At 65.2% G+C, this 23738-nt stretch carries 24 protein-coding genes; 11 read left to right on the forward strand and 13 right to left on the reverse strand.

Features of this window, described 5'->3' with window-relative positions:
• Nucleotides 1-231: 231 nt before the first annotated feature.
• Nucleotides 232-1419, forward strand: a complete 1188-nt coding sequence (locus tag ACZYZE_RS10355; RefSeq protein WP_459317323.1) for a TerC family protein — start codon at nt 232-234, stop codon at nt 1417-1419.
• A 332-nt stretch (nt 1420-1751) separates the two neighbouring features.
• Nucleotides 1752-2030 carry a hypothetical protein gene (locus tag ACZYZE_RS10360; RefSeq protein WP_463907545.1) on the forward strand — a complete coding sequence of 93 codons (279 nt, stop codon included), beginning with the start codon at nt 1752-1754 and terminating at the stop codon, nt 2028-2030.
• Nucleotides 2031-2079: 49 nt separating this feature from the next.
• Here ACZYZE_RS10360 and ACZYZE_RS10365 read toward each other — a convergent pair whose 3' ends face one another.
• The gene (locus ACZYZE_RS10365) at nt 2080-2451 is read right to left on the reverse strand and encodes a VOC family protein (RefSeq protein WP_459317321.1); all 372 of its coding nucleotides are present in this window, start codon (nt 2449-2451) and stop codon (nt 2080-2082) included.
• A 106-nt stretch (nt 2452-2557) separates the two neighbouring features.
• Nucleotides 2558-3487 carry an NADP-dependent oxidoreductase gene (locus ACZYZE_RS10370; RefSeq protein WP_459317320.1) on the reverse strand — a complete coding sequence of 310 codons (930 nt, stop codon included), beginning with the start codon at nt 3485-3487 and terminating at the stop codon, nt 2558-2560.
• Nucleotides 3488-3777: 290 nt separating this feature from the next.
• Between ACZYZE_RS10370 and ACZYZE_RS10375 the strand changes: the two genes are divergently transcribed.
• The 4 genes from ACZYZE_RS10375 (at nt 3778) to ACZYZE_RS10390 (ending at nt 8039) form a co-directional block, all read left to right on the forward strand.
• The gene (locus tag ACZYZE_RS10375) at nt 3778-4554 is read left to right on the forward strand and encodes an electron transfer flavoprotein subunit beta/FixA family protein (RefSeq protein ID WP_459317319.1); all 777 of its coding nucleotides are present in this window, start codon (nt 3778-3780) and stop codon (nt 4552-4554) included.
• An 11-nt stretch (nt 4555-4565) separates the two neighbouring features.
• The gene (locus ACZYZE_RS10380) at nt 4566-5549 is read left to right on the forward strand and encodes an electron transfer flavoprotein subunit alpha/FixB family protein (RefSeq protein ID WP_463907546.1); all 984 of its coding nucleotides are present in this window, start codon (nt 4566-4568) and stop codon (nt 5547-5549) included.
• 530 nt (nt 5550-6079) lie between these two features.
• A complete protein-coding gene (locus tag ACZYZE_RS10385) occupies nt 6080-7111 on the forward strand; it encodes a cytochrome b/b6 domain-containing protein (protein ID WP_463907547.1) in 1032 nt (343 codons plus the stop codon).
• Between the two features lie 34 nt (nt 7112-7145).
• Nucleotides 7146-8039: an alpha/beta fold hydrolase gene (locus tag ACZYZE_RS10390; RefSeq protein WP_459317316.1), complete on the forward strand. Its 894-nt coding sequence runs from the start codon at nt 7146-7148 to the stop codon at nt 8037-8039.
• Nucleotides 8040-8056: 17 nt separating this feature from the next.
• Here the strand turns inward: ACZYZE_RS10390 and ACZYZE_RS10395 are convergent, their stop codons facing one another.
• Both ACZYZE_RS10395 and ACZYZE_RS10400 read right to left on the reverse strand, forming a co-directional pair.
• Nucleotides 8057-8362, reverse strand: a complete 306-nt coding sequence (locus ACZYZE_RS10395) for a TRAP transporter large permease subunit (RefSeq protein ID WP_463907739.1) — start codon at nt 8360-8362, stop codon at nt 8057-8059.
• Nucleotides 8363-8374: 12 nt separating this feature from the next.
• On the reverse strand, nt 8375-9028 hold the full coding sequence (locus ACZYZE_RS10400) for a TetR/AcrR family transcriptional regulator (protein ID WP_463907548.1): 654 nt from the start codon (nt 9026-9028) through the stop codon (nt 8375-8377).
• 206 nt (nt 9029-9234) lie between these two features.
• Here ACZYZE_RS10400 and ACZYZE_RS10405 point away from each other — a divergent pair, with 206 nt between their 5' ends.
• Entirely contained in the window at nt 9235-9822 is a 588-nt protein-coding gene (locus ACZYZE_RS10405; protein ID WP_459317313.1) for a sigma-70 family RNA polymerase sigma factor, read from the forward strand.
• Nucleotides 9823-10030: 208 nt separating this feature from the next.
• A complete protein-coding gene (locus ACZYZE_RS10410; protein ID WP_459317312.1) occupies nt 10031-10549 on the forward strand; it encodes a hypothetical protein in 519 nt (172 codons plus the stop codon).
• A 337-nt stretch (nt 10550-10886) separates the two neighbouring features.
• On the opposite strand, the gene ACZYZE_RS10415 is transcribed toward ACZYZE_RS10410, so the two are convergent.
• From ACZYZE_RS10415 to ACZYZE_RS10425, 3 genes are all read right to left on the reverse strand, one after another.
• Nucleotides 10887-12209 (reverse strand): MFS transporter, encoded by a 1323-nt coding sequence (locus ACZYZE_RS10415; protein WP_459317311.1) that lies wholly within the window; start codon nt 12207-12209, stop codon nt 10887-10889.
• Nucleotides 12210-12211: 2 nt separating this feature from the next.
• Nucleotides 12212-13435, reverse strand: a complete 1224-nt coding sequence (gene argE, locus ACZYZE_RS10420; protein WP_459317310.1) for an acetylornithine deacetylase — start codon at nt 13433-13435, stop codon at nt 12212-12214.
• 169 nt (nt 13436-13604) lie between these two features.
• Nucleotides 13605-14219, reverse strand: a complete 615-nt coding sequence (locus ACZYZE_RS10425) for a helix-turn-helix domain-containing protein (protein ID WP_459317309.1) — start codon at nt 14217-14219, stop codon at nt 13605-13607.
• 598 nt (nt 14220-14817) lie between these two features.
• Here ACZYZE_RS10425 and ACZYZE_RS10430 point away from each other — a divergent pair.
• Both ACZYZE_RS10430 and ACZYZE_RS10435 read left to right on the forward strand, forming a co-directional pair.
• Nucleotides 14818-16239 carry an FAD-binding oxidoreductase gene (locus ACZYZE_RS10430; protein WP_459317308.1) on the forward strand — a complete coding sequence of 474 codons (1422 nt, stop codon included), beginning with the start codon at nt 14818-14820 and terminating at the stop codon, nt 16237-16239.
• 98 nt (nt 16240-16337) lie between these two features.
• The gene (locus ACZYZE_RS10435; RefSeq protein ID WP_459317307.1) at nt 16338-16652 is read left to right on the forward strand and encodes a hypothetical protein; all 315 of its coding nucleotides are present in this window, start codon (nt 16338-16340) and stop codon (nt 16650-16652) included.
• A gap of 92 nt (nt 16653-16744) precedes the next feature.
• Here ACZYZE_RS10435 and ACZYZE_RS10440 read toward each other — a convergent pair whose 3' ends face one another.
• The 3 genes from ACZYZE_RS10440 to ACZYZE_RS10450 form a co-directional block, all read right to left on the reverse strand.
• Nucleotides 16745-17797, reverse strand: coding sequence for a metallophosphoesterase family protein (locus ACZYZE_RS10440; RefSeq protein WP_463907549.1), 1053 nt, complete (start codon nt 17795-17797; stop codon nt 16745-16747).
• A 39-nt stretch (nt 17798-17836) separates the two neighbouring features.
• The gene (locus tag ACZYZE_RS10445; protein ID WP_463907550.1) at nt 17837-18694 is read right to left on the reverse strand and encodes a phosphatidylinositol-specific phospholipase C/glycerophosphodiester phosphodiesterase family protein; all 858 of its coding nucleotides are present in this window, start codon (nt 18692-18694) and stop codon (nt 17837-17839) included.
• Between the two features lie 184 nt (nt 18695-18878).
• Complete coding sequence (locus tag ACZYZE_RS10450) at nt 18879-19754, reverse strand: aminoglycoside phosphotransferase family protein (protein WP_463907551.1); 876 nt, start codon at nt 19752-19754, stop codon at nt 18879-18881.
• A 255-nt stretch (nt 19755-20009) separates the two neighbouring features.
• Here ACZYZE_RS10450 and ACZYZE_RS10455 point away from each other — a divergent pair, with 255 nt between their 5' ends.
• Entirely contained in the window at nt 20010-20318 is a 309-nt protein-coding gene (locus ACZYZE_RS10455; RefSeq protein ID WP_459319020.1) for a hypothetical protein, read from the forward strand.
• A 110-nt stretch (nt 20319-20428) separates the two neighbouring features.
• On the opposite strand, the gene ACZYZE_RS10460 is transcribed toward ACZYZE_RS10455, so the two are convergent.
• The 3 genes from ACZYZE_RS10460 to ACZYZE_RS10470 form a co-directional block, all read right to left on the reverse strand.
• On the reverse strand, nt 20429-20611 hold the full coding sequence (locus ACZYZE_RS10460) for a hypothetical protein (RefSeq protein ID WP_463907552.1): 183 nt from the start codon (nt 20609-20611) through the stop codon (nt 20429-20431).
• Nucleotides 20612-20721: 110 nt separating this feature from the next.
• Complete coding sequence (locus ACZYZE_RS10465; protein WP_463907553.1) at nt 20722-21540, reverse strand: hypothetical protein; 819 nt, start codon at nt 21538-21540, stop codon at nt 20722-20724.
• Nucleotides 21541-21734: 194 nt separating this feature from the next.
• The gene (locus ACZYZE_RS10470; protein ID WP_463907554.1) at nt 21735-23732 is read right to left on the reverse strand and encodes a vWA domain-containing protein; all 1998 of its coding nucleotides are present in this window, start codon (nt 23730-23732) and stop codon (nt 21735-21737) included.
• Nucleotides 23733-23738 lie beyond the last annotated feature (6 nt).

The raw sequence follows: 23738 nt of genomic DNA on the forward strand, positions 1-23738 counted from the left end.
TGCGGCACACTGAGCGGACGACGGCGGGACAGGGCGTTTGAGTCAGCCGTGCGGATTCGTCTCTGGCCCCAATCCCGGGTTAGAATGACAAAGCGTAGGGGAGTATTCCGAAGCGCTGCAATCGTCAACACGTCAGGCACCGATGCCTGGCCGGGTGCAGCGGCCAGCCGGACGGCGGGCGGAGAGACTTATGAAGCTCTCTGGTACCCACCCTACGAAAGCAGGAACCCCTTGACTGTTTCTCCCCTGATCTGGGGCATCACCGTTGTTGTCATTTTGGCCCTGCTGGCCTTTGACTACTTCTTCCATATCCGCAAGGCCCACGTCCCCACGCTGAAGGAAGCGGCCTTCTGGTCCGCCCTCTATGTGGGCATCGCCATCATCTTCGGCGTTCTCGTTCTGATCTTTGGCGGCCCGGTTATGGGCTCGGAGTATTTCGCCGGGTACATCACCGAGAAGGCACTTTCGGTGGACAACCTGTTTGTCTTCCTGATCATCATCGCCAGCTTCCGCGTTCCGCGCGAGGACCAGCAAAAGGTACTGCTCTTCGGCATTGTGTTCGCGCTCATTGCCCGCACCGGCTTCATTTTCCTCGGCGCGGCACTGATCAATTCCTTCGCCTGGATCTTCTACGCCTTCGGTTTGATCCTGCTGATCACGGCCGGCAACCTGCTCAAGCCCGAACCTGAGGGCGACGACACGGCCGACAACTTCATCATCCGCCTGGCCCGCAGGATCTTCCACACCACCGAGCACTACGACGGCGACAAGCTGTTCACCATGGAGAACGGCAAAAAGGTCCTGACCCCAATGCTCCTGGTCATGGTGGCCATCGGCGGGACCGACATCCTGTTCGCCCTGGACTCGATCCCGGCCATCTTCGGCCTGACCCAGAATGTCTACATCGTCTTCACCGCCACGGCGTTCTCGCTGATGGGCCTGCGCCAGTTGTACTTCCTGATCGACGGCCTGCTGGACCGGCTCATTTACCTCGCCTACGGATTGGCAGCCATCCTGGCCTTCATCGGCGTCAAGCTAGTGCTCCACGCCCTGCACGAGAACAACCTGCCGTTCATCAACGACGGCCAGCCGGTCCCGGTCGTGGAGATCACCACGGGCCTGTCCCTGACCGTCATCATCGGCGTACTGGTCTTTACCGTGGTGGCGTCGCTAGTGAGCAAGGCAGGCAAGGCACAGACCGCGATCAACAATGCCCGCCGGCACGCCGTCAGCTACCTTGACCTCGAATACACCGCTGACCCCGCTGAGCGCGAGCGTATCTACAACGCCCTGCTGGAAGAAGAACGGCAGATCGAACAGATGGAGCCAAAGTACCGCAACAAGGCCAAGGACGTGGACACGATCCGCGCCGAGGTGGCCGAGGCTCACCGGCAGCACGAGCAGTACCTGGCGCGCTGATTCAGGACGCAACGGGTTAGAGCCCGCCGTCGGTGCCGGGTTCCTTGCACTGTTCCTCAGCTTCGCTGTCAGCGTCGGAACTACTGTTCATGCAGCCCGGTGCAAGGCCCCCGGGAATATGCCTTCAATCTGACGTGTCAGTGCAGACCGTTCCGTTGCCGAACGCCCACCCGACCGGTGGGCGTTCGGCAATCTCGTGGACGGATATGGGCCCCCGATCCCGTCTTTGCCTCATAATCGTGGCATGAGAGTGACTGGAATACTCCCCGAGGACGCGCCCGACCCTCGTGTCGAGCGGGCTGAGCGACTGAAACTCATGCCCATCCCTGCTGGTGGATCACGTCAACTACATCCTCATGAACCAGTACCGGCAGGAGCTCGGACTGAGCGGCAACGCCTGGGACCTGCCCAAACCCGCAGTGACCGACCGGATGGTCAATGATCAGGTCAGTGTCCTCATCAACGGAGTGGAAGTGCCCGGCGCGGAGGTCGATACGGACCCGTTCGTCTACGGCATCGGCGCAGAACTAATGGGTGGTGGCGTCGTGACAGCCGTACTTCCACGCGCCGAGCTCAAGCGCATCCAGGTACAGTTCACGACCCGGAGCTAACCACCGGACCCCGGCGCCCGTAAGCGGTGGTCCGCAGGTCCCGCACAGCTCAGAGGTGCTGATCGATGAGAACCGGGTTGCCGTCCGGATCCAGGACCATAAAGCTCGCCGGCCCCGTGGTCTCCTCGTCCGCCTCGGAAAGGAACTCCGTGCCCTTGGCTTTCAGTTCCCGCTGGAGCTCGCGCACATCGGTGAACGGGTCCACGGCCTCCGCGTTCTGATTCCAGCCCGGGTTGAACGTGAGCATGTTCTTCTCAAACATCCCTTGGAAGAGGCCGATGACCGTCTCACCGTTCTTCAGGATCAACCAGTTCTGGGTGATGTCGCCCCCGAAACGGCTGAAGCCGAGTTTCTCGTAGAACGCGGCAGAAGCCGCGATGTCGGTGACGGCGAGGCTGATGGAAAAAGCGCCGAGCTGCATGGGTTGCTCCACTCTCCAGGGGGACGGATGTTACCGATGATACCCGTGGCCATCTCGGTTGAAGCCGGCGGACCAGCGGCGGCCGGAAGCCGGCCGCCGCTGCGTGTCACGCTACGTCGTCGACCGTGATAATGATCTTGCCGCGCGTGTGCCCTTCCATGTTGAGCCGGAAGGCATCTGCCGCCTCCGCCAGAGCGAAGGTCTGCGCCACCTCAACCCTGAGCCCGCGCCCGTCCACCAGATCGGCGAGCTCCTGAAGCTCGGCGCCTACGGGGTTTACCCACATCCAGGTGCCGCCGTGCTGCTCCACCTCGCCGTCCGCGATGGAGGCGTGGCGGCCCCCGTCGGCCAGGACAGCCAGGGTGGCTTCGAGGGTCCCGCCCACGAAGTCTGCGACGACGTCGACGCCGTCGGGCCGCAGCGCGCGCACCCGGTCCGTGAGTCCTTCGCCGTAGGTGACGGGCTCGGCCCCGAGCGACCGCACGAAGTCGTGGTTCCTTTCCGAGGCGGTCGCGATCACACTGGCGCCCAGCGCCGCGGCGATCTGGATGCCCAGGGACCCCACTCCGCCGGCGCCGCCATGGATCAACACGGTCTCGCCGGCTTTGAGGGCCAGCCGGGTTAGGACTTGATAGGCCGTCAGGCCCGCCAGGGGCAGACCGGCGGACTCGTTCCACCCCAGGGATGCGGGCTTGCGGGCAAGGAGCCGTTCCGGCAAGGCGATATATTCAGCGAAGCTGCCGCCGTGGACGTAGTCTTTCCGGCCATAGGAAATGACTTCGTCCCCGGGCTGGAAATGCGGCGCGTCGATACCGACCGACTCGACGACGCCGGCCACGTCCCACCCCGGAATCGCGGGGAACTGCAGGTCCATGGCTGGGTCCAGGTAGCCGGCCATGATCTTCCAGTCCACCGGATTAACCGATGCCGCCTTGACTTTGACCAGTACCATCCCCGGCCCGACCTTCGGCGTCGGCTGCTCCGTCAACTCAAGGACGTCGGGACTTCCGTATTCGCTGTAGGTGATTGCTTTCATGCAGAGCTGAACAGCTCCTTTCAGGGCACTATTCCGCAACCAGTCGGTGAGTGCGGTATCTCACCGCGCGGCCGTGGTGACAGGTCCCCGACCAGCCGGTTACTTTCTCGGCGTCGCACTTGGCGCCGGCAGGCTGGACGCCGTCAAACCTGCGCGTCGATGAGGGCACCCACCAGCGTCGCGGACCTCATGCGCGCCGCACGGCCCGTTCTCCTCGCCGGTTTCGTAGACTCAATGGAGATCCGACTGTCTGCCCAATCGAGACAAGCCCGCCACAGGAAGAGCCATCGATGAAGATTATCGTCCTAGTCAAGGAGGTCCCCGACACGTACGGGGACCGAAAATTGAACCTGGAAACAGGCCTCGCCGATCGGGAAGCCAGCGAGGCAGTCATTGATGAGATTGGTGAGCGGGCCTTGGAGCTGGCATTGACGTATGCCGATGCGAACGCGGGCACAGAGGTCGCAATCCTCTCTCTCGCTCCCGAAGGCGCGACGGCAACCATACGCAAGGGGCTTGCGATGGGCGCGGGAAGCGCCACCCACATCTCCGACGAGGCGCTCCGGGGTGCGGATCTTGGACTAACCGCTGAAACCCTCGCAGCAGCGATCCGTCGTATGGAGTTTGACCTGGTGATCGCCGGCAACGTCTCCACCGACGGATCCGGCGGCATGATTCCCGCGATGCTCGCCGAAGTGCTTGAGGTGCCGCTTGCTACCGGACTCAGCTCCGTACAGATCAGCGACGGCGTGGTGTCCGGTACCAGGGGCGTTGAATCCGGCGTGCAGAAGGTATCAGCGAACCTGCCCGCGGTGATTTCCATTACCGAGGCGCTTCCCGGGCCGCGCTTCCCCAACTTCAAAGGAATTATGGCCGCGAAGAAGAAGCCCCTTGAGACGCTTACCCTCGCAGACCTCGGGATCACAGCCGACAACCCGGACGCGGCGCGTTCCATCATGCTGACCGTGGCAGAGAGGCCCCCGCGGGCGGCGGGCGTAAAGATCATTGACGACGGCGATGCCGGCGAGAAGCTCGCTGACTTCCTTGTAGAAAACCGACTGGCTTAGGGAGCAACGACATGACTGAATTCCCCCGTGACGCAATCCTCGTCGTCGTGGAAAGCCGGACTTCCGGTGAACTCGAGAAGGCTGCAGCCGGGCTCTTCGGTGCGGCCGCTGCAGCTGGCTCGCCAATTGCCTTGGTACTTGCCTCACCCGGCGCCGGGAGCGCCGCCGCCGCGGAGGCCGCGGCCCTTGGTGCCGTGCGCGTACTGATCGCGGAGACTCCGGATCCTTCCGCACTCGGCGTGCCGGGCGTTGACGCGCTTGCCTCTGCTGTGGAGCAGGTGCAGCCGGACGCAATCCTGATTTCGCACTCGCTGAACGGGCGCGACGTCGCCGGCCGTTACGCTGCCCGGTCGCGTGCAGCGATTTCTGCCGATGCGATCGGCGTGTCGCGTGATGACGAGGGCGTCGTGGCACACCACTCCGTCTACGGCGGTGCCTACAATGTGACGTCAACGTCCACGTTCGGGGCGCCGGTAATTACCGTTCGCCAGGGCTCCATCGAGGCGCGAGCTACGGCTCAGCCGGAGGCGTCGGAGACCTTGACAGTGATGCCTTCCGGGAATCCGGCCGCGCGGATCGACTCGTTCGACGAGGCAGTTGTCGCCACCTCGCGGCCGGAGCTGCGTGGTGCCGCGAAGGTTGTCGCGGGTGGCCGCGGACTCGGGTCTGAGGAACAGTTCGCGCTCGTTGGGCAGCTCGCCGATACCCTCGGTGCCGCCGTTGGCGCGTCGCGTGCCGCGGTGGATGCGGGCTACATCCCGACGTCGCATCAGGTGGGCCAGACCGGGGTTTCCGTGTCACCACAGCTGTATGTTGCGCTGGGCATTTCCGGCGCGATTCAGCACCGGGCCGGCATGCAGACCGCGAAGATGATCGTCGCCATCAACAAGGATGGGGACGCGCCGATCTTCGAGGTGGCCGATTTTGGTGTGGTGGGCGACCTCTTCCAGGTTGTGCCCCAGCTGATCAGCGCACTTGAGGCCCGGAAGAAGTAGCGATGGCAACTCTGTCTCGGTCCATTCGGCGGGGCCTGCCGCGCGTCGAAGGTGGTGAACCCTGGCCTGCAGCAGGCCAGGCGCCCGCACACATTGTCACGGCAGGAGCCCCATTGGAGTCAGTTGCCGTGGCGGGACCGGTCACCGCCGCGAGGGCGCGGCAGCTTCGCCGTGGCCTGCCGCGGGAGCCGGGCGGCGGGCCCTGGCCGCCCGCGGGCGAGGTTGCGGTATCAGTACCGGCCTTGGCCGGGGCTTCCGCCGCAGTCGCCACGCCCGCGCCGGCCGCAGCTGCTGCTGCTGCTGCTGCTGTGCAAGCAGTGCCGGCGGCGACGTCGAATGCAGCTGCTCCGGCCACCGCACCGGCCACACCGACGACGGGAACCACCCCGCTTCGTCGCGGGCTTCCCCGCGTCCCGGCTGGGGAACCGTGGCCGCCGGCCGGACTTGCCCCGGCGGCCGCTGCCGCCCCTGCGGTGCAGGCCGGTCCCGAACACATTGCCGAGGACCAGGCCCCTGCCCCGGCCCCCGGCGTGGTCGAAACCGAAGCGGAGCCGACGGCGCCCGCGAGTGCACCCGCCGTCGTAACCGCCCCGGCACCGGAGGCACAGCCTGCCGCGCCAGCACCGGCGGCAAAGCCCGCGAGGCCAAAGGCCGAGGCCAAACTCTACGGTTCGCGCACCCTGGTTCAGTGGATCAAGCGCGTGGTGCTCCTCGCCGTCGTCGCCGTCGCCGCCGCCGGGATCGCGGTGCTCGCCGCGCGCGGTGTCACGACGCTGCCGGGCGTGCCGGGGTTCCTCGCGAGGTACCCCGGCGAATATCACCTGCCCGAGACCGCCGAGCCGGGTTTCCCGTGGTGGGCGCAGTGGTCACACTTCCTGAACATCTTCCTGATGGTGCTCATCATCCGCTCCGGCTATCAGGTGCGCACCCAGCAGAAGCCGCCGGCGTTCTGGACGCCGAAGCGCGGTGGCAAGAAAATCAGCATCACCCTGTGGCTGCACCAGTCGCTCGACATTCTATGGCTGGTCAACGGACTCATCTTCGTGGCGCTGCTGTTTGCCTCCAACCACTGGATGCGGATCGTCCCGACCAGCTGGGAGGTGTTCCCGAACGCGCTCTCCGCGCTCCTGCAGTACATGACACTCGACTGGCCCGTTGAGAACGGCTGGGTGAACTACAACAGCCTGCAGCAGCTCATGTACTTCTTTGTGGTGTTCATCGCGGCCCCGCTCGCGGCAATCACGGGTGTGCGCATGAGCGAGTTCTGGCCGAAGGACGCGAAGACGCTGAACAGGATCTACCCCGTGGAGGTTGCGCGCGCGATTCACTTCCCGACCATGCTGTTTTTCGTGCTGTTCATCCTCGTCCACGTGTTCCTGGTGTTCTCGACCGGTGCGCTGCGCAACCTGAACCACATGTTCGGCGGCACCGACGTGGTGAACTGGGTCGGGTTCTGGCTCTTCGCGGCCGCCATCGCCATCACGGTGGCCGGGTGGTACGCCGCCCGCCCGATCGTGCTCGCTCCCATCGCGAGGCTGTTCGGTCAGGTGAGCAGCCGGTAGGCTGCAGCGCGTCAACAGAGAGGATCCCGGCAGTATGAGCTTCACATCCTTCGGCCGTGCAGTTACCCCAGTCCTGGACATCGGATACGAGTCCGCGGGCGATCCGGGCGGGACCCCGGTCATCCTCCTGCACGGGTTCCCGTATGACGTTCGGGCCTTCGACGACGTCGCTCCGGTCCTCGCCGGCCAGGGCGCTTTGGTGCTTGCGCCGTACCTTCGCGGCTTCGGCCCGACGCGTTTCCTCGATCACTCGACGATCCGCTCAGGACAACAGGCCGCCCTCGGGCAGGATCTCATCGACTTCATGGATGCCCTCAACATCGAGCAAGCAGTCGTTGCGGGCTATGACTGGGGCGGCCGGGCGGCGTGCATCGTGGCGGCACTGGACCCCGGACGCGTCACCGGCCTCGTCTCCGTCGGCGGCTACAACATGCACAACCTCGCCCGTTCCGGCGAGCCTGCCAGCCCGGAATGGGAGCGAAGTTACTGGTACCAGTACTACTTCCACTCGGAGCGAGGCCGCCGCGGGCTGGAACGAAACCGTGACGAACTGTGCGAGCTCCTTTGGCGCACCTGGTCGCCCACCTGGGATGGCGCACGTCAGGCGTTTCCCGCCAGCGCCCCGAGCCTGCACAACCCGAACTTCGTCGACGTCGTCATCCACTCCTACCGCCACCGTTACGGACTGGCCGACGGCGACGCCCGGTACCAGCCGTTCGAGGACCTGATCGCCAGGGAGCCGCGCATCACCGTACCGACGGTGGTGCTCGAAAGCGGGGACGACGGCGTCGGCGGCCCCGCGGCGATGGCAGGCAGAGACTACTTCACAGGCCCCTACACCCAAAGCGTCCTTCCGGGTATCGGACACAACGTTCCGCAAGAGAACCCGGATGCGTTCGCGCAAGCCGTGCTGAGCCTGTTCGGCTAAGTGCTCGACGTTGGCCCTCAGAGCAGCGCACCGGTTCTATCAGCGTCTCGGCTTCCTGGACCTAGCGCCGATACCGGCGGCCGCCAGGATGGCGCCACCAAGTTCCTTCGGGTAGCCTGCCTTGCGCAGCAGCGGCCAGGAGATGCCGCCCATGTCACGGTGGTGGCGACTCCGGAACCCGACACGGTGCCCAGTAAGAAGCCGGCCAAGGTCGCGGTCCGGCCGGGCCCGGACTTAAACTGACCGAAGGCGTAGAACGAGAGGTCGATGAAGAGTTTGGCGGCACCAGGGCCTTCTTGCCCGGGACCCGACAGGCGCCTGATGCCCCCGTGCGGTCAGACGTGACTTTGATGGGGGCTATTACCGCGTGCGCTGTTCTGCAGCGCGACGTCGATCAGGATTTCCGCCGCTGCCCGCGCTTGGCGCGCGGGCTCGGCGCTGGCGGCTATCGCCGCGGTTGTTATTGCGCCTTCGGCAAGGATTGCGAGCTGCGGAGCCAGCGATTCGGGAGCACCAGCCTCGTCCGCCAGCCGCGCCAAATACGTCTGGAAATGCCTTTTGTGTTCCCTCACGATGTCGGTGATGGTTCCTGAAGCGCCGCCCACTTCCCCGAAGGAGTTGATGAAGGCGCACCCCCGGAATCCGTCGGAAGTGAACCAGCCGGCCAGGAAATCGTAGACAGCGAGCAGCCTCTCGCGTGGCACCTGGGTTGATTCAACCTGGGCGGTCACCCCGGCGGTCCACATACGCTGCCAGGCGAACAGCACTTCCTCCACGATGGCCTCTTTGGACGGAAACAAGCGGTATAGGCGCTTGAGTGGAATGCCCGATTCGCTCCGGAGCTCATCCATCCCCACAGCGGTGAAGCCCCGGGCATAAAAAAGCTGACCGGCCGCTGCAAGGACCAACTCCCTGGACGCAACGTCATCGGGCCTTTCGGCGAGCCGACGCGGGGCGCCAGCGCTCTCTGCTGTCGTCACCGCCAACACCTCCCCTGTCTCTCCGCTTGCATAGATAACGATCGTTCTCTATTCTAAAGCAACAATGCGAGAACGAGCGTTCTACGGGCGGTTGGAGCTACCCGCCCTATGGCTTTCGTGACCGTCATTACCGAGAACAGGGCTCTAAGACGTGGGGCCCGTGCGCAACGTCGGCATTGCGCCTGTGACTGTCGATTCCAATATCTGAAGGCACCATGAACCGTTTAGAACAGCAGCTCGTACCGCCAGGGTCCGAGGCAGCCCGGGACTTCCTCACCGGACTACTGCAACGCACGGCACAAGGCGATCATCAGTCATTCAGCGAGTTCTACCGCCACACGTCAAGGCAGGTCGCAGGACTGGTCCGGCGGGTCGTCATCGACCGTGAACTCAGCGAAGAGGTCGTCCAGGAAGTATTCATCGTTGTCTGGCAGGATGCAGCGAAATACCAGGCAGCTATCGGCAGCCCCACGGCCTGGCTGATGACCATCGCGCACCGACGGGCAGTAGACAAAGTCCGATCGAACCAAAGCAGCCGAAATCGCGACGAACGATGGGCATCTGCCACGCCGAGCGCCTACGACGGAGTCCTCGACGCCGTGGCAGACAAAATGGACGCCGGGACTCTCATCACCTCGCTGGCATGCCTGTCGGCGCTGCAGCGCGAATCCATTGTCCTTGCCTATTTCGGATCGCTAACCTACAGGGAGATCTCCGTCAAGCTCTCTGTACCCCTGCCCACGATCAAATCCCGAATCAGGGACGGTCTCCAGAGACTTAGGACGCAACTTGAACCTGCGTAGCCGGCCGACACCCGGATCGGAGCATCCCGCTGAGAATCCGATCCGCCGGCACCGCCTTCTCATCGGTTCAGTGGCGCGCGTCGTCGTACAGGAGGCGTCAAGTAGGGCAAGCAATCAGGTCGGTGGCACCGGAACCCGGTCGCCATCTGGCCCCAACATCCCGGCGGCAGTGGCAACCTTCATGGACCCCGCCAAGCAAGAACCGACATTGAGCGAAGCCGTGGACCACCAACTCCAAGCAATCATCAGCCTCGATGTACCCCGGGACACCGTCCACGTCGACATCGACGGAAACCTCACCCTCGTTACCCGGGCGTCCCTGCTCGAAGTCACTGAAAGAATCCCGAAGCTGCGGGCCAGCTCACGCATCCACGTGCACCTGGGCAGCGCCGCGTTCGTGGAGTCGGCTGCCCTCGCCGGGCTCCGGACGGATCTGGAAGCCACCGTTGGCCTGGCCGACGGACGGCGTGGCCAAGGACGTGTGTCTCTCGAAACACGCTCACCCGACAGCGCAGTAACGTCGCGGCACGCTCTTTCCGGCATCACCTTGCGCCCTGCCCGCCTGGATGATCTCACAAAAGCTGACCTGCTGACCGCCAGCGACTTCCTCTTCGCTTGGCTCGACGACGCGAACGGGTGCCCAGGTACCGACGTCTCGGCAATGCTCACCCTGTACGAACACATCGGCCAGGAAATCTCATGCCGGACCAGAACCCGCCAAATCTGATGGCGCACGGACGCACTCTGCCGGAACGCCTTGAGATATCAACAAAGCGGCGGCCGCGACAGCATCTGCTGAGCGATCAGTACACCACGGCTACGGTTGCGGCCGCACGCACCGCTTTACCAGCGGCTGCAGAGGGCCCCGTCGCCGAGAACAACACCCGCTGGGCATCCTTCTGACAGGGGGCCAAGAGGCACCGGGCGCCTGACGATCGCCCGGACGCGCAGGGGACGCTCATGAACTGGCCCTGCCAGCTGAGGCCGAAAGGCGCCATATCCCTAGTATTCCGCAGAGGCTGCGCTCCCGCCCTTTTAGGATCGGGAGCGCAGCCATGCTGGGATCAGGCCTGGCGGTATACCTTCCGGGAAACGGTGAGGCTGACCGAGGCGATCACCGCGACGGCAACAAGGTAGTAGCCCGGCACCAGTAGAGAGCCGGTGCTTCCGATCAGCCAGGTGAGGATAAAGGGAGCAAAACCGCCGAAGACGGTGACTCCGATGTTGTAACCCAAGGAGAGTCCCGTTGAGCGGATGCGGGCCGGGAACATCGAGGACATGATGGCCGGAAGCGGTGCGAAGTAGGCGGTGGCCAGCACCGCCAGAACAAGTTCCACAACAATCATGGTGGGCAGTGTCGGCACTGCAATGAGCAGCAGAAACGCCGGAATGCCGATGATCATGGTTCCAGCGGCAGCCCAGGTCATGACCCGGGCGGGCCCGGCCTTGTCGGCAAGCATGCCGATGAACGGGGAGCCGATACTCATGACCAGCCCGAAGAGCAGGGTGGATAGGAACGCCGCGGTTTTCGGCATCCCGAGGTTCACAATCGCGTAGGTCGGCATGAAGAGGGCAATGTATACGCCCACGGATCCAAGCGAGACGACGCCGACGATGGCCCATAGCCGGCCGCCATTGCCGATGAACGTTTCTTTCAGGGGAGCTTTCGACCGTTCCATGGACAGGAACTCCGGGGTCTCCTGCATCTTGGACCGGATGTACCAGCCCACGGGTCCGAGTGCCAGTGCGAAAATAAACGGAAGCCGCCAGCCCCAGGATTCCAGGGACTGCGTGCTGAGATAGGTATTCAGTACGAAACCGAAGATTCCGGCCAGCAGAATGCCCCCGCCCTGGGTAGCCACCTGCCAGCTTCCGTAAAAGGCCTTCCGGTCGGGTGCGTACTCGATCAGGTACGCCGTTGCCGTGCCGAATTCCCCGCCGGTGGCGAATCCCTGCAACAGCCGGGCGACCAGCACCAGGATGCTCGCTGTGACGCCTATGACGGCAGCAGTGGGAGCAACAACAATAATCAGGGTTCCGACGAACATGACGAGGATGGATACCAACATCCCCGCCTTACGGCCGGCCCTGTCTGCGTAGCGGCCGATGATGATGCCACCAAGCGGGCGCATGATGAACGAGACACCGAATGACGCGAAGGCCAAGAGCAGTGACGCCGTTTCATTGGTGGTCGGGAAGAACAGCTTGGAAATGGTGACAGCGAAAGTGCCGTAGACGATGAGGTCGAACCACTCAAGACCGTTGCCCACGGAAGCCGCGACGACGGCTTTCCGGGCGTTGCTGCGTTCCTGCGCAAGGACATCGGACGGTAGGGAATCCCTAACGCTGCTACTTGACTCAACGCTGGTGACTGCTTCGTGGCTCATGACTACGCGATCCGTTCAGTAGAGGAGAGGTGGGCAGCGAGAGCGTGGAGAAATTCCTCGCAGGCAGCGATCTGGGTCAGTTCGATATATTCGTTGGCCGTGTGGCCCTGGTCCATGCTGCCGGGCCCGCACACCACGGTGTCGATTCCGGCCCGCTGGAAGAGACCGGCCTCGGTGGCGTAGACCACGGATTCTTCGACAGCCTGGCCAGTGAGGTCTTGGGCCAGTTCCAGGGCGACGCGCGGGCTCTCAGGGCTGAGTCCCGGGACCTTGCCCAGCGGGACCATGCGGATATCCGCGGAGGGGTTCTCCTGCTGGATTGCGGCCCGCAGCTCGGCCAGGTTGTCCTCGATGCGGGATATCACCGCCTCCGGATCGACGCCCGGAATGGTCCTGAACTCAAACTCAAAGTCGCACTTTTCAGCAACGGTATTCACGGCTGCCCCTCCGCTGACGACGCCGACATTGGCGGTGGTGTAAGGCACCTCAAAGCTCGCGTCGAACGGGCCGGACAGCCGGTGCTCGTCGGCGAGGGAGCGGATAAAGGCAATGGACCTGGCCGCGTATTCGATGGCGTTGACGCCGGTGGAGGTCATTGAGGAGTGGGCGGCAATCCCGCTGACACTGACGCGGTAGAGCTGGCTGCTCTTGTGCGCTGAGACGGGGCGCATGCTGGTAGGCTCCCCAACGAAACCCATCCGAGGGTGAATCCCGCGGGCAGCGAGTTCGGCCAGCAGGACGACGGCGCCGTGGCACCCCACCTCTTCGTCGTAGGTCCAGGCGAAGTGCAGCGGTTCCGCCAGCGGACGGGACAGGAACTCGGGCAGGAGGCCCAGAATTGCGCCGCTGAAGGCCTTCATGTCCGTGGTGCCGCGGCCGTAGAGCCGCCCCTCGCGGACCTCGGGTGCGAACGGTTCGCTTTCCCATGCCTGGCCGTCGACGGGTACGACGTCGGTGTGACCGGCGAGCATGATGCCGCCGGTGACGGTGCCGTCATGGGCCGGAATCGTGGCGAAAAGGTTGGCCTTGCTGCCATCCGGGCTGGGGACGATCACCGGGGTGATGCCGTGGGCCGTGAGCTCGTCCGCCATGCTGTGAACCATCGCAAGGTTGGAATTGCGGCTGGTGGTGTCGAAGGCGACCAGCTTCTTGGCCCAGGCAAGCGAGGCGGCGCTGGGGGCTGCGGTGGTTGGAACGGCCGTTGCCGGGGCGGTGATGGACGTCATGGGCAGGTTCCTTGAGTGGTGGGCGGCTGGGGCTGAGTGGCCGGCTGCGGCAGGCGTTGGCTGCCAGCTGGCTCCACTCGCCCCATCAGTATTTGGCCGGCCCACCGTCCATGTCAACACTTTGAACGCGATTTATTCATTTAATTGAACGCCCGGCGAACGCTGACCCTTAGAACGACGGCGGCGTCATGGCCCCGATCAACACCGCGTCTTTCGAGGTTGAGTTACGGTACCAGTGCGGCAGCGAGGAGTCGTAGGTCAGCGAATCGCCTTCCTCCAGGTCGTACCCCACGCCGTTGACGCAGACGTGGAGCCGGCCCTGCACCATGGTCACGCACTCCTCGCCTGCATGCTTGAAGGGGGCATCCTCGTTGTCCCATCCGGCCGCGATTTGAGCCCGGAGCATGCCCAGCTGGCCGCTCATGTGGGGTGTCAGGAGCTCATAGATGAGGTTGTCCTCGGCAACTTCGAGGCGCCGCCTGTCATCCCGCCGCACCAGCGCCCCGCCCTGATCCTTGGTGTCAAAAAAGCGCCCCACGGGCACTTTCAGCGCCTGCGACAGCTTGATCAGCGTGGTCAGTGACGGGTTCCCCTGGCCGCGCTCGATCTGGCTGAGCAGGCCCGGGCTGAGGCCGGCCGCTGCGGCCAGGCTTCCGAGGCTGTGCCCGGCCTCGCGCCGCAGGTGCAGGACCAGCGCCCCCACGGCTGTCATCGCGCGCTCGGCCTGATCCCCCACGCCGGGCAATTCCAGTCCTGCGCCGGGGTGGCCGCCGTGATTCTCCATTCCACGATCGTCCGCCAAAGTGAAGATATCGTCAAGATAATGAATCGGACGGTAGTGGGCGCAATACCGGCAGGCACCCGCAAAAACGATAGTTTGGTGGCATGACGGTTAGCTACCCGCTGCCACGTCAGCGCGGGGGGAACACTACGGCGCTTGAATACCGGGTCAGCTTCGCGGCGTATCCGCGTGCAGCCTCTCGGCCTCCAGCCAGAACTCGACCACCCGCACATTCCAATCGTCCGGAATCTCCTGGAAGGGCTGGCGCCCGCAAGCCATGTGCTCTGCAGCACCAGGCTTCGTACTAGCTTTGGGTGCCGGAGAGCAAGCTCCTGGGCCATGATGCTGCCGCCGGAGAACCCCGCGCCATGCGCCGAGGGCTGATGAGACCTCGCAGCACTGCGGCCGCGTCGTCCGCCATCAGACGGGCACTTCACGTTGTCCGTTGTCCGGCGCCGCAGGCGAATCTATACTGTGGACACCGCGAACTGTTCCAGTGCCTTGACGGCTGGAAGTATCGCCCTGCAGCGCCGACTCCGGCGAGATGAATTCCACTATTGGACCAGGGGTACCAACCCGATGGCACGGAAGCAGCAGACCGATGAGCACAATGCATCAGGAAGGACAGGGCGGCAAAGAGGACCGCGCCCTGGAGGATTTGCGCGGGCGCTTGGCGGGATCGGTGATCGAACCGCAGGATCCGGTGTACGACGAGGCCCGGGCGGTATGGAACGGCATGATCGATGTGCATCCGCGGGCTGTCATCCGGGCAGGTGCCGTCGGAGACATTGATCCCGTCCTTCACACGGCCAGGCGCACCGGCCTGCCGCTGGCCGTCCGCGGGGGTGGGCACAACATCGCCGGCCACGGCACTGTCGAAGGCGGCCTCGTGCTGGATCTGGGCCAGTTGCGCGGTGTGCAGGTCGATGTGAAAAACCGGCTCGTGACCGTCGAACCCGGGGCAACCCTCGCCGACGTGGACCGGGCCACCGCCGCGCACGGACTGGCCGTGCCGCTTGGGGTGATCAGTGCCACAGGGGTCGCGGGACTGACCCTCGGCGGCGGGGTGGGCTGGTTGACCCGGTCCAACGGGCTGAGCCTGGACAACCTGGCCTCCGCCGACGTCATCACTGCCACCGGCGAGCACCTGCACGCCAGCGAACAGGATAACCCCGAGCTGTTCTGGGGGTTGCGCGGCGGAGGCGGGAACTTCGGGGTGGTCACGTCCTTTACTTTCCGCGCCCGGCCGCTGCCGGCTGCCGTGCTGGGTGGAAACTTCTTCTACCGCCCGCCCCGCTGGAAGAGCGCACTGAGCGCGTTCGGCCGGTGGACGCAGGATCTGCCCGAGGAGATGAACCCGATCGTCTCCTTCCTGGTCCTCCCGCCCGACTTCGAGATGGGGGACGAGCCGTGGATGACCATCGGCTTTGCGTGGGCTTCGGAGGACCACCAGCCCGGGCTCGAGCTGATCGAGCAGCTGCGCGCCGCGGCGCCCCCGGACGAGGAGGAAGTCGCGCCGACCGCCTGGCCGGCGTGGCAGTCCGCCATGGACAGCCTCTTCCCCAAGGGCTCCCGGGGGTACTGGAAGAACTTGTCGTTCTCCCGGCTGGACGATGCTGCCGTCGACGTACTGGTCGGTTTCGCCTCTGAGGTGACCTGGTTCGGGACCGGCATCGATATCCACCACATGGAAGGGGCCTTCGGGCGGGTGCCGGAGGAGGCCACAGCGTTTCCCAACCGCTCGGCGAAGTACTGGCTGAACATCTATGGCTTCTGGCAGGACCCAGCGGAGGACGAGCGGCTGAGCGCATTCGCCCGGAAGGCCCACACCCTCATGCAGCCGTTCGGCGAGCACGGCCAGTACGTCAACTTCCTCGGCGCAGAAATCGGACAAGACATCATCGAGGCCGCACGTGAAGCCTACGGGCCGGATACCTATGACCGGCTGGTGGCACTGAAGAACCGTTTCGACCCGCACAACCTGTTCCGCCTCAACCACAACATCGTGCCCACCTCCGCCTGAGACGGCGAAGGCACGCGGCGCCGGGCTGCCGGACAATTTTTACTGCTACCACCGCATTCGGGGCCGTGGTACGTTCAGCGTGATCAGGATGTCCTCACGTGGCTCCTATCCAGCCCGGCTCCTGGCGCAACCCCCAGAAAGTAGAGGCAATGATGCCGACACTGATGATTTTCCACGAGGTCGACGACGTTGAGCACTGGCTCAACTCACCCAAGAGGGAAGAGGTATTCGGGCCTCTGGGCATCACGGTTCGAACGTTCATCGACCCGGCAAAGAGCAACCGGGTAGGCCTGATCGTCCAAGTTCCCGACATGGACACTTTCCAGCGGATTATGGAGTCAGAAGAGGCAGCCGAAGCGATGAAATTCGACGGCGTCCGGCCGGAAACAATCCTGACGCTCGTCGAGCCTTAGGCTCCGAGTCCATGGCAGCTCAGCACCAAGGACTGAAACTGCGAAGCGGACGACGGCGGGACCTCCCGCCGTCGTCCGCTTCCGTCCGGTGCCTACTGGCTGAAGGGGACCTTTTCCCAGGCCAGAACGTCCGCGCCGTCGGCACTGTTGCCCGCGACGGTGAACCTGACGTAGTTGGTGGCGTTGGCGGATCCGTCCACGGTGATGCGCTGCAGGTCATCGGCGGCGGGCTGGCCGTAGATATCCAGCCAGGGTGAGCCCTCCGCGAGCGGCTGGTTCTCGGCGAAGACGTGGCTGTCGCCGTTGATGAGGTAAACCGGGGCGTCGAAGCTGTTGGTTTCGTCGATGATGGCCTGCACGATTTCGCGGAACCCGGACATGGTGTCCGGGTTGGCGGTCGCGGCGGCGAGCAGGGACGGGTCGAACATGTCGGCCTGGGTCATCAGGACAACGGCACGGTCGTTGCGGCGTTCGGCGGCAGCGAAGGTATCCCGGATCTGGGCAAGAACAGCGTCCGTCCGGTGCTCCACTTCGGCCACCTGATCGGGCGTGGCTGTGGTTTCGCCCAGGCCGGTCCACGGCTGCAGCGAGTTGTTGCTGCCCTGGATATTCAGCACGGAAAACGCCACCCGGTTCTGGGTGAAGCGGACGTTTTCCGGCAGCCCGAGGTCCGCCTGGGTCTTGACCGGCATCGTGGCGCCCAGGGTCTTGCCGGGCTCGTCAAAGAAGACATCCCGCAGCTTGTCGAGCCGTTCCAGCGGGTTGTAGGCGCCGTTGTTGGTGCGGTGGCAGTCCACCCACTCGTTGTCGCCCGGGGTGACGACCAGCGGGTGCTCGAAGGTGTCGAACTGCGTGCGGATGTTCTCAAAGTACTCGTCCGAGCAGACCGAGGAGCCGTTCTTGATGTCGCCCACGTGGGTGACGAACTTCAGCGCGCTGTCGGCGTTGATGTCCTGGATGCGGGCGGGGAACTTCGCGATTTCGGCCTCGCCGTAGGGGATGTCGCCGATCACGCCGAACGTGAACGCCTGACTTTCGGCGGTGCTGTCGGCAGTGTTGTCGGCGGCGGTGGCGGGCTGGGACGCAAGGAGGCCGAGCGCCAGGACCGCTGCCGCCGTCGTCGTTGTGATGGTCTTTGAAGGCATGACGGTGTTCCTCTTCGTTGCAGGGTTGGGGTGTGCGGCTCAGGCCCCGCGGGCGGTCAGGAACTGCTGCAGCGCGGCGAGGTCGTCGGTGTTGATGTGGTCCACGCCGGCGTCGAAGAGTTCGTTCCAGACGGCCTCGCGTGCGGTGCCGGGCACGTCCGGGGTGGCCCAGAAGCGGACGCGGTGGCCATCGGCGTGCGCGTCGGCCACGTAGGCGCGCAGTTTGACGCGCTCGGCCTCCGGCATGGGGCCTACGCCCTGCCAGGTGAAGAGCTTGGTCCAGTTGTCGCTGACCAGCGGCATGAGGCCGGCGGGCTTTCCGGAGGTGAGGTCTGCGGAGCGGCCATCGTAGAAGCTGAAGCGCTTCTCCTGTGCCTGCATGGTGGCCAGCGGGCGGTTTCCGCTGATGACCGCGGTGACCGGGCCGGTCTTGGTGGTGCCGTGGCTGTAACGGCTCATGATGTCGCGGTGCTCGGCCAGTTCCTGCTCGATTGCGGCGTAGGTGGATTCGCCGTCGCTCTTGATGTCGATCAGAAGCTGCAGGCTGCCGTCCCACTCCGGGTAGACGCCCTGGCCCTGGCCGCGGACCAGGTCCTGGAGCGGATCGAGGTAGAGGCTCTCGAGCGTCACGCCGGGCTGGACATCCTCCCGGTCGTGGGCAACCAGCAACTCGCCGTCCACCAGCCACACGTCCGCTTCCACGCTGGTGAAGCCATGCTCCAGCGCGTCGAACAGGGGGCGGTCATGCTCATAGTCGTTGTGCGCATGCGCCTGGGCCAGCGGCTGGCCGACGACGACGGGAGCCGGCTTGGTTGCCTCCGCCTGGGCAGGGGCTGCTGCTGTCCCGGCCAGGGAGGCCAGTACGGCGACGGCGGCGAGGGTGCTTTTCACAAACACGGAGTACTCCTTGAATGCAGGGGATTCTCCGCCCGGCACAGGGGGACGTGCCGGGCAAAAGGGGGCGTGAAAAGACTGCTGGTTGCGGGAGAACGCTGGAGGGCCTGTTGGTGGCTGCTGGGTGAACTGGGAAGGATCATTGGCGTCGTGGGGCTGAGTGAGGCCCTGCCAGTGGTTCCCTAAGTCAGCCTTCCAGGATCTGCCTGATCCCGAACTCTCCCACGGAGAACATCCGCGGATTGTCGTCGGAGTTGCTCAGCAGGGCGGTGGACAGGATGAGAGCCCAGCCCCGGGCCCTCAGCCAGGTGTCCCCTTCCACTGCGGGGCCAAAGGCGTCCATAAAGCGGTGGCGTGCGTCGGCGTCGAACATCAGCCATCCCACCGCAAGATCGACAGCCGGGTCCCCTGCCCCGACGTCGCCGAAATCGATGACGCCGGCCAGCGAGCCGTCGTCCGTCAGCAGGACATTGCCCGGGTGAAGGTCCCCGTGGAGCATCATCGGCGGACCGTCCCAGGCTTGAGCGGCACAGGCCTGCGCCCACACCGCTCTCAGCGCTCCTGCCTGCGGGTAGCGTTCGCGGTCCCGGAACCGTTCCACCACCGCAGCGTCACGATCCAGCAGCGGCACGCCGCGGAAAGGATTCACCGGGACGCCGGTTTCGGCGGCCACGTGCAGGGAGCGGAGGAAATCGGCCAGACCTTCAGCGGCCGGCCCACGGCCTGCGGGGCCGACGTCGGCCGCGGCGGCTCCGGGGACCCACCGCACGATGCTCCATGGGTAGGGAAAGTCCGACGTCGGCCGGCCGGCATGGACGGGGACAGGAACCGCCACCGGGGAGCGGCGGGCTATGTCGGGAAGGTAGCGCTGCTCATGAAGTATCAGCGGCACGGCCTCCGCCCTGCGCGGCAGCCGGACGGCCCTGTCGTCGCCGAGCCGGAAGGTCGCGTTGTCCCAGCCATTCGTGACCCGCACCAGAGGACGCTCGGCGAGATCGGGCCGCTGGTCCCGGACGAGGCACTGGACGACGGCGTCATTCACTTCCATCGTGGCTGGGGGCATTCCCGCCATTCAGAGCTCCGCCTTCCGTGTCCTGCAAAACAATCCGGCCCTTCCCTTGGTCCGAATTTAGTTCACGTCCCCGGCCGGGAAATTGGAGATGATGGAACTCCGTCTCCAGGCTCCCCGCAGAGGTGGATTAGGTGGTCGGGTTGCCCCTCGAACAAGCTTCTATTGAAACAGTTCGACGCGCTTCGGCCTGGGCACCGGCTTGCCTCTGGACGCGGTCCCCGCACCGGACGCACTAGGCTCCGGAGCATGATTACTTTCGAACGGGCGCGGCAGATCGCCCTCGACACGATCGGTCCCACATGGGTAACGGACGATTGCGGCGAATACGTCGTTGCCGACTACGGTTTCGAAGACGACCGCGCTTGGTGCCTCGTGGATGGTGGCCGCCGGCTCGTCATCGACGGTGACTACAGTTGCCAGCTCATGGGCCGAGGTTCCACACTTGTCGACAAGAAAACCGGCGAAGTCTCATCCCTCAACTATCTGGAAGACCCGGAGCGGTTCAACGCCATGATCGAGGTCGGCCACCACCCTCCCGAAGATTCTGTCGGCTAACAGACTTTGGCGCCGTCGCTGCTGAGCCGCAACATGATGGTGGGCCGGGACTGGCGGTTAGGTCGCACTTGAAATGGCGGTTTGCAGTTCCGTTTACGGCGTGCGACGAGTCAGCGCTTCCGAGGGACGTTGACGCGAACGTCGGCGGCCTGGGCTTCATCGAGCACCCACCTCTGGTACTTCGGGTGCTCTGGGTATTTTTTCCGAAGATAGTCCCGGACGACCTTCCCCGGTCGGTGCTCGTTGGTGTAACCGAGTTCCCGAGCGAGTTCGGCAGGTTCATATGTGCTCACAGCCCTGAGTGTAGGCCCTAACCGGGTGATGTTAGACGTGGCAGCCTTGAGCTCCCGGAGGTGGATCCCTCCACCGGACGTCACCGCTGCTGCCGGCGAAACCATTCGGTCTAGGCCTTGTCCTTGGCCCACCACAGGAACTCGGCAGCGTGCTGCTGATTCCGGAATCCCTCGCCGAGAAGGGCAATCAGCAAGTCGTTGCTCCACAGGATGACGCGTCCAATAGTCCAGTTGACCTTTTCGGGGTCGGGCAGTTCGAGACCCCAGAGCGACCGTGCGATCTCCCGCTTGCCGGCCACGCCGGTGTACACGAGGATCGTCAGGTACCTCTCGGGGTCGACGACGCACAGAACCTTTGTCAGGAGGGACTCCTTGAAGCCCTTCATCGCGAAGGGTGTGGTGTCCTTGATGAGGGCGGTGAGGCGGTCCTCCAGATCGGCGGGTGATGTGCCGCGAAGCAGATACTCGACTGCCTTGCGAACCTGTGTCGCGCCAGCCTCGGCCCCCATTTCATTCCAGGCCCCATTGAAGACAGACATGTTCCCTGGGTTGGCGCCAACGTTTGAGTTGGCGAAGCCCTTGAGATCCAGGGGGTTCGCCTTCGGCATGCCCTCGGCGCTGAACACGTGCTGGTACTTGGCCCAGTACGGGGCGACGTTCGGCTCAGGCTCGGGCTCCTGCTTGAGAAACTCGGCCTTGAGTTCGTTGGCCCGTGCGAGCTTGACGGGATCGACGTCCCCGGGCTTCGGGAACCGCTTCTTGATGTCCTCGAGCGTTGGCCGGGGGATCGGCTGCCGCGCAGGCTCCCCGCGGAGCCACTCGTGTCCGCAGTGCTCGCACCTAAGCTTCCGTTGCGTCCCCGACAGCATCTCGACCAGGACGATGTGTTCGTCGGTGTGGCAGGTGGAACAATCGAGATCAATTGCCATGGGACTTACCTTCCGAACACGCTTGAATTTTGGCCCCACTTGGGCCACCCAAACGTTAGCAAGCTTCAGCCCGCACTCTGCGCCGCGGGACGGCGCGTGTCTGGCGGCTTCACTCGACACGCAACGGATCCATGTGACCCGGACCAGGCAGACAGCTGGTCGCGGCGGCGTTCCTCCGACGATGTCTTAATCGGCTACTGGACCCAGTCGGCGTCGTCGTAGGGGCGGCCGCGGAAGTGCGCGCGGAGGTACTCCCCCACCACGGCAGCGCCCAGGTCCCCGGTATCGGGCGCCACGACGCGGCCGTCGATCCGGCGGGCCATCCGGGCGACGAAACGTTCCAGGCCCGGGTCGTCACCCAGCCGGAAGAACGTGGCCTGCGTGCCGGTCCGGCCTAGACGGTCAAGCTCGGCGACGGTCACGCGGATGGTCTCGGGATCCGGCGGGTACGCGAACCACGAGTCGCCGTCGGCCAGCAGGTGCGCGGTGGGCTCGCCGTCGGTCACCACCAGCAGGACCGGCTGCATGGACGGGTGCTGGCGGAAGAACCGGCCGGCCAGCAGCAGCCCGTGGTGCAGGTTGGTGCCCTGCTCCCGCACGGATGGCAGGGCCGTGAGCTCGCCGATGTCTCTGGACTGCGCGTAGCGGCCAAAGGTGATCAGCTGCAGGCGGTCGCCGCGGAACTTGGTGGACACAAGGTGGTGCAGGGCGAGCGCGGTGCGTTTCATCGGCACCCAGCGCCCCTCCGCGGCCATCGAAAAGGACACGTCCACCAGCAGGGCGACGGCGGCCTGCGTGCGCGCCTCCGTCTCGGTCACCTCGATGTCATCCATGGCCAGGCGCAAGCCGTGCCGCGGGTCTCCGCCGTCGGCGATCGTGCGGCGGATCGCGTTGGTGATGGTCCGGGTGACGTCCCACGGTTCGGCGTCGCCGAACTCCCACGGCCGGCTGGAGCCGGTCTGCTCCCCCGCTGCCCCGGAAACTCGAGTGTCCCGGCGGCCGTGCCGGCCGGAGAGCTGATTGGCGGTGTCCCGCAGCAGCGACCTCCCGAGCCGCCGCATGGCCTGCGGCGAGAGCTTCAGGTCGCCGTCGGCACCGCGCTGGAGGAAGCCGCCGTCGTGCATGGCCCGCTCGATCTCCGCCAAGGTCCGCGCCGACACCGCAGCGTCCTGCCCGAGCTGGCGGGCCAGGGCGTCCAGGTCGTTCAGGCGCGAGCCGTTGTAGGACTGGGACAGCTGCTCGGCCAGCTCGTCCAGCTCGGCGAGGTCCTGCAGCACGCCGGTGCCGTCGCCGAGCCCCAGCCCTTCCTCACCCTCGAAGCGTTCGGAGCCGGTCCAGTCCTCGCCGGGGCGCAAAGCCTGCAGGTTGGCATCGAGTTGGCCCAGCTGTGCCATAAGGTCGGGCGAGCCGAACGCCTGGGCGGAGAGCCGCATCAGCTCCTCGCGCTGCTCGGCGGACATGGACTGCAGGAGCCGCTGGGCGGCGGCCGCGCGCTGGGCCAGGGCATCCACCAGCTCCTCGACCGACTGCGGGTTCTCCGGGAAATACTGGCCGTGCTTGGCCATGAACGCCTGGAAGTCTGCGTCCGTGTCCTCGCCGCGGCGGTGCTTGTCGAGCAGCTCGTTAAGGTCCTGCAGCATCTCGGCCACGGCCGCGCGGTCCTCCTCCGTGGCGCCCTCGAGCGCCTGCTTCATCCCGGCGAACCGCTGGTCCAGGATCTCGCGGCCCAGCAGGTCCTTGATCCGCTCGTAGGCCTCCCGGGCGGTGCTGGACTGCCAGTCATAGGAGGCGATTTCGTTGACCGCCGCCGCCGTGGACTTGGGCAGGTTCTGCAGCTGCATCTCCCGGAACGCACGGTCCGTGTTGTCCATCCGGACGTCGCGGGCCAGCTGTTTGCGCTCCTCCAGCACCGCGGTGTCCAGCAGATTCTGAACCTCGTTGAGGGTGCCGTCCAGCCGGTGCTGGCCCAGCAGGTCCTTGCGCCGCTGCTGGACGCGGCCGGCGAGGTCGTCGAGCCCTTCGCGGTTGCGGCCGCCGCGGCGCAGGTACTCCTGCAGGGCGTGCCGGGGCGAGTAGCCGGCCATCACGTCCTCGGCGACGGCGTCCAGCGCCTCCGCCAGGTCCACCGGCGGCGCGAGCGGATCGGGCCCGCCCGCGTAGCGGCTGTACCGGGATCGGTGGTGTGCGGCCATGAGGCC

Source organism: Pseudarthrobacter woesei (assembly GCF_055412745.1).

Excerpts from the sequence above, each read along its gene's own strand:
- ACZYZE_RS10415 (WP_459317311.1), bottom strand. The coding sequence starts at position 12,209 with ATGAGCCACGAAGCAGTCACCAGCGTTGAGTCAAGTAGCAGCGTTAGG.
- ACZYZE_RS10370 (WP_459317320.1), bottom strand. The coding sequence starts at position 3,487 with ATGAAAGCAATCACCTACAGCGAATACGGAAGTCCCGACGTCCTTGAG.
- ACZYZE_RS10380 (WP_463907546.1), top strand. The coding sequence starts at position 4,566 with ATGACTGAATTCCCCCGTGACGCAATCCTCGTCGTCGTGGAAAGCCGG.
- ACZYZE_RS10465 (WP_463907553.1), bottom strand. The coding sequence starts at position 21,540 with ATGGCAATTGATCTCGATTGTTCCACCTGCCACACCGACGAACACATC.
- ACZYZE_RS10440 (WP_463907549.1), bottom strand. The coding sequence starts at position 17,797 with ATGCCTTCAAAGACCATCACAACGACGACGGCGGCAGCGGTCCTGGCG.
- ACZYZE_RS10375 (WP_459317319.1), top strand. The coding sequence starts at position 3,778 with ATGAAGATTATCGTCCTAGTCAAGGAGGTCCCCGACACGTACGGGGAC.
- ACZYZE_RS10470 (WP_463907554.1), bottom strand. The coding sequence starts at position 23,732 with ATGGCCGCACACCACCGATCCCGGTACAGCCGCTACGCGGGCGGGCCC.
- ACZYZE_RS10405 (WP_459317313.1), top strand. The coding sequence starts at position 9,235 with ATGAACCGTTTAGAACAGCAGCTCGTACCGCCAGGGTCCGAGGCAGCC.
- ACZYZE_RS10430 (WP_459317308.1), top strand. The coding sequence starts at position 14,818 with ATGAGCACAATGCATCAGGAAGGACAGGGCGGCAAAGAGGACCGCGCC.
- ACZYZE_RS10425 (WP_459317309.1), bottom strand. The coding sequence starts at position 14,219 with ATGGAGAATCACGGCGGCCACCCCGGCGCAGGACTGGAATTGCCCGGC.
- ACZYZE_RS10450 (WP_463907551.1), bottom strand. The coding sequence starts at position 19,754 with ATGCCCCCAGCCACGATGGAAGTGAATGACGCCGTCGTCCAGTGCCTC.
- ACZYZE_RS10365 (WP_459317321.1), bottom strand. The coding sequence starts at position 2,451 with ATGCAGCTCGGCGCTTTTTCCATCAGCCTCGCCGTCACCGACATCGCG.
- argE (WP_459317310.1), bottom strand. The coding sequence starts at position 13,435 with ATGACGTCCATCACCGCCCCGGCAACGGCCGTTCCAACCACCGCAGCC.
- ACZYZE_RS10455 (WP_459319020.1), top strand. The coding sequence starts at position 20,010 with ATGATTACTTTCGAACGGGCGCGGCAGATCGCCCTCGACACGATCGGT.
- ACZYZE_RS10390 (WP_459317316.1), top strand. The coding sequence starts at position 7,146 with ATGAGCTTCACATCCTTCGGCCGTGCAGTTACCCCAGTCCTGGACATC.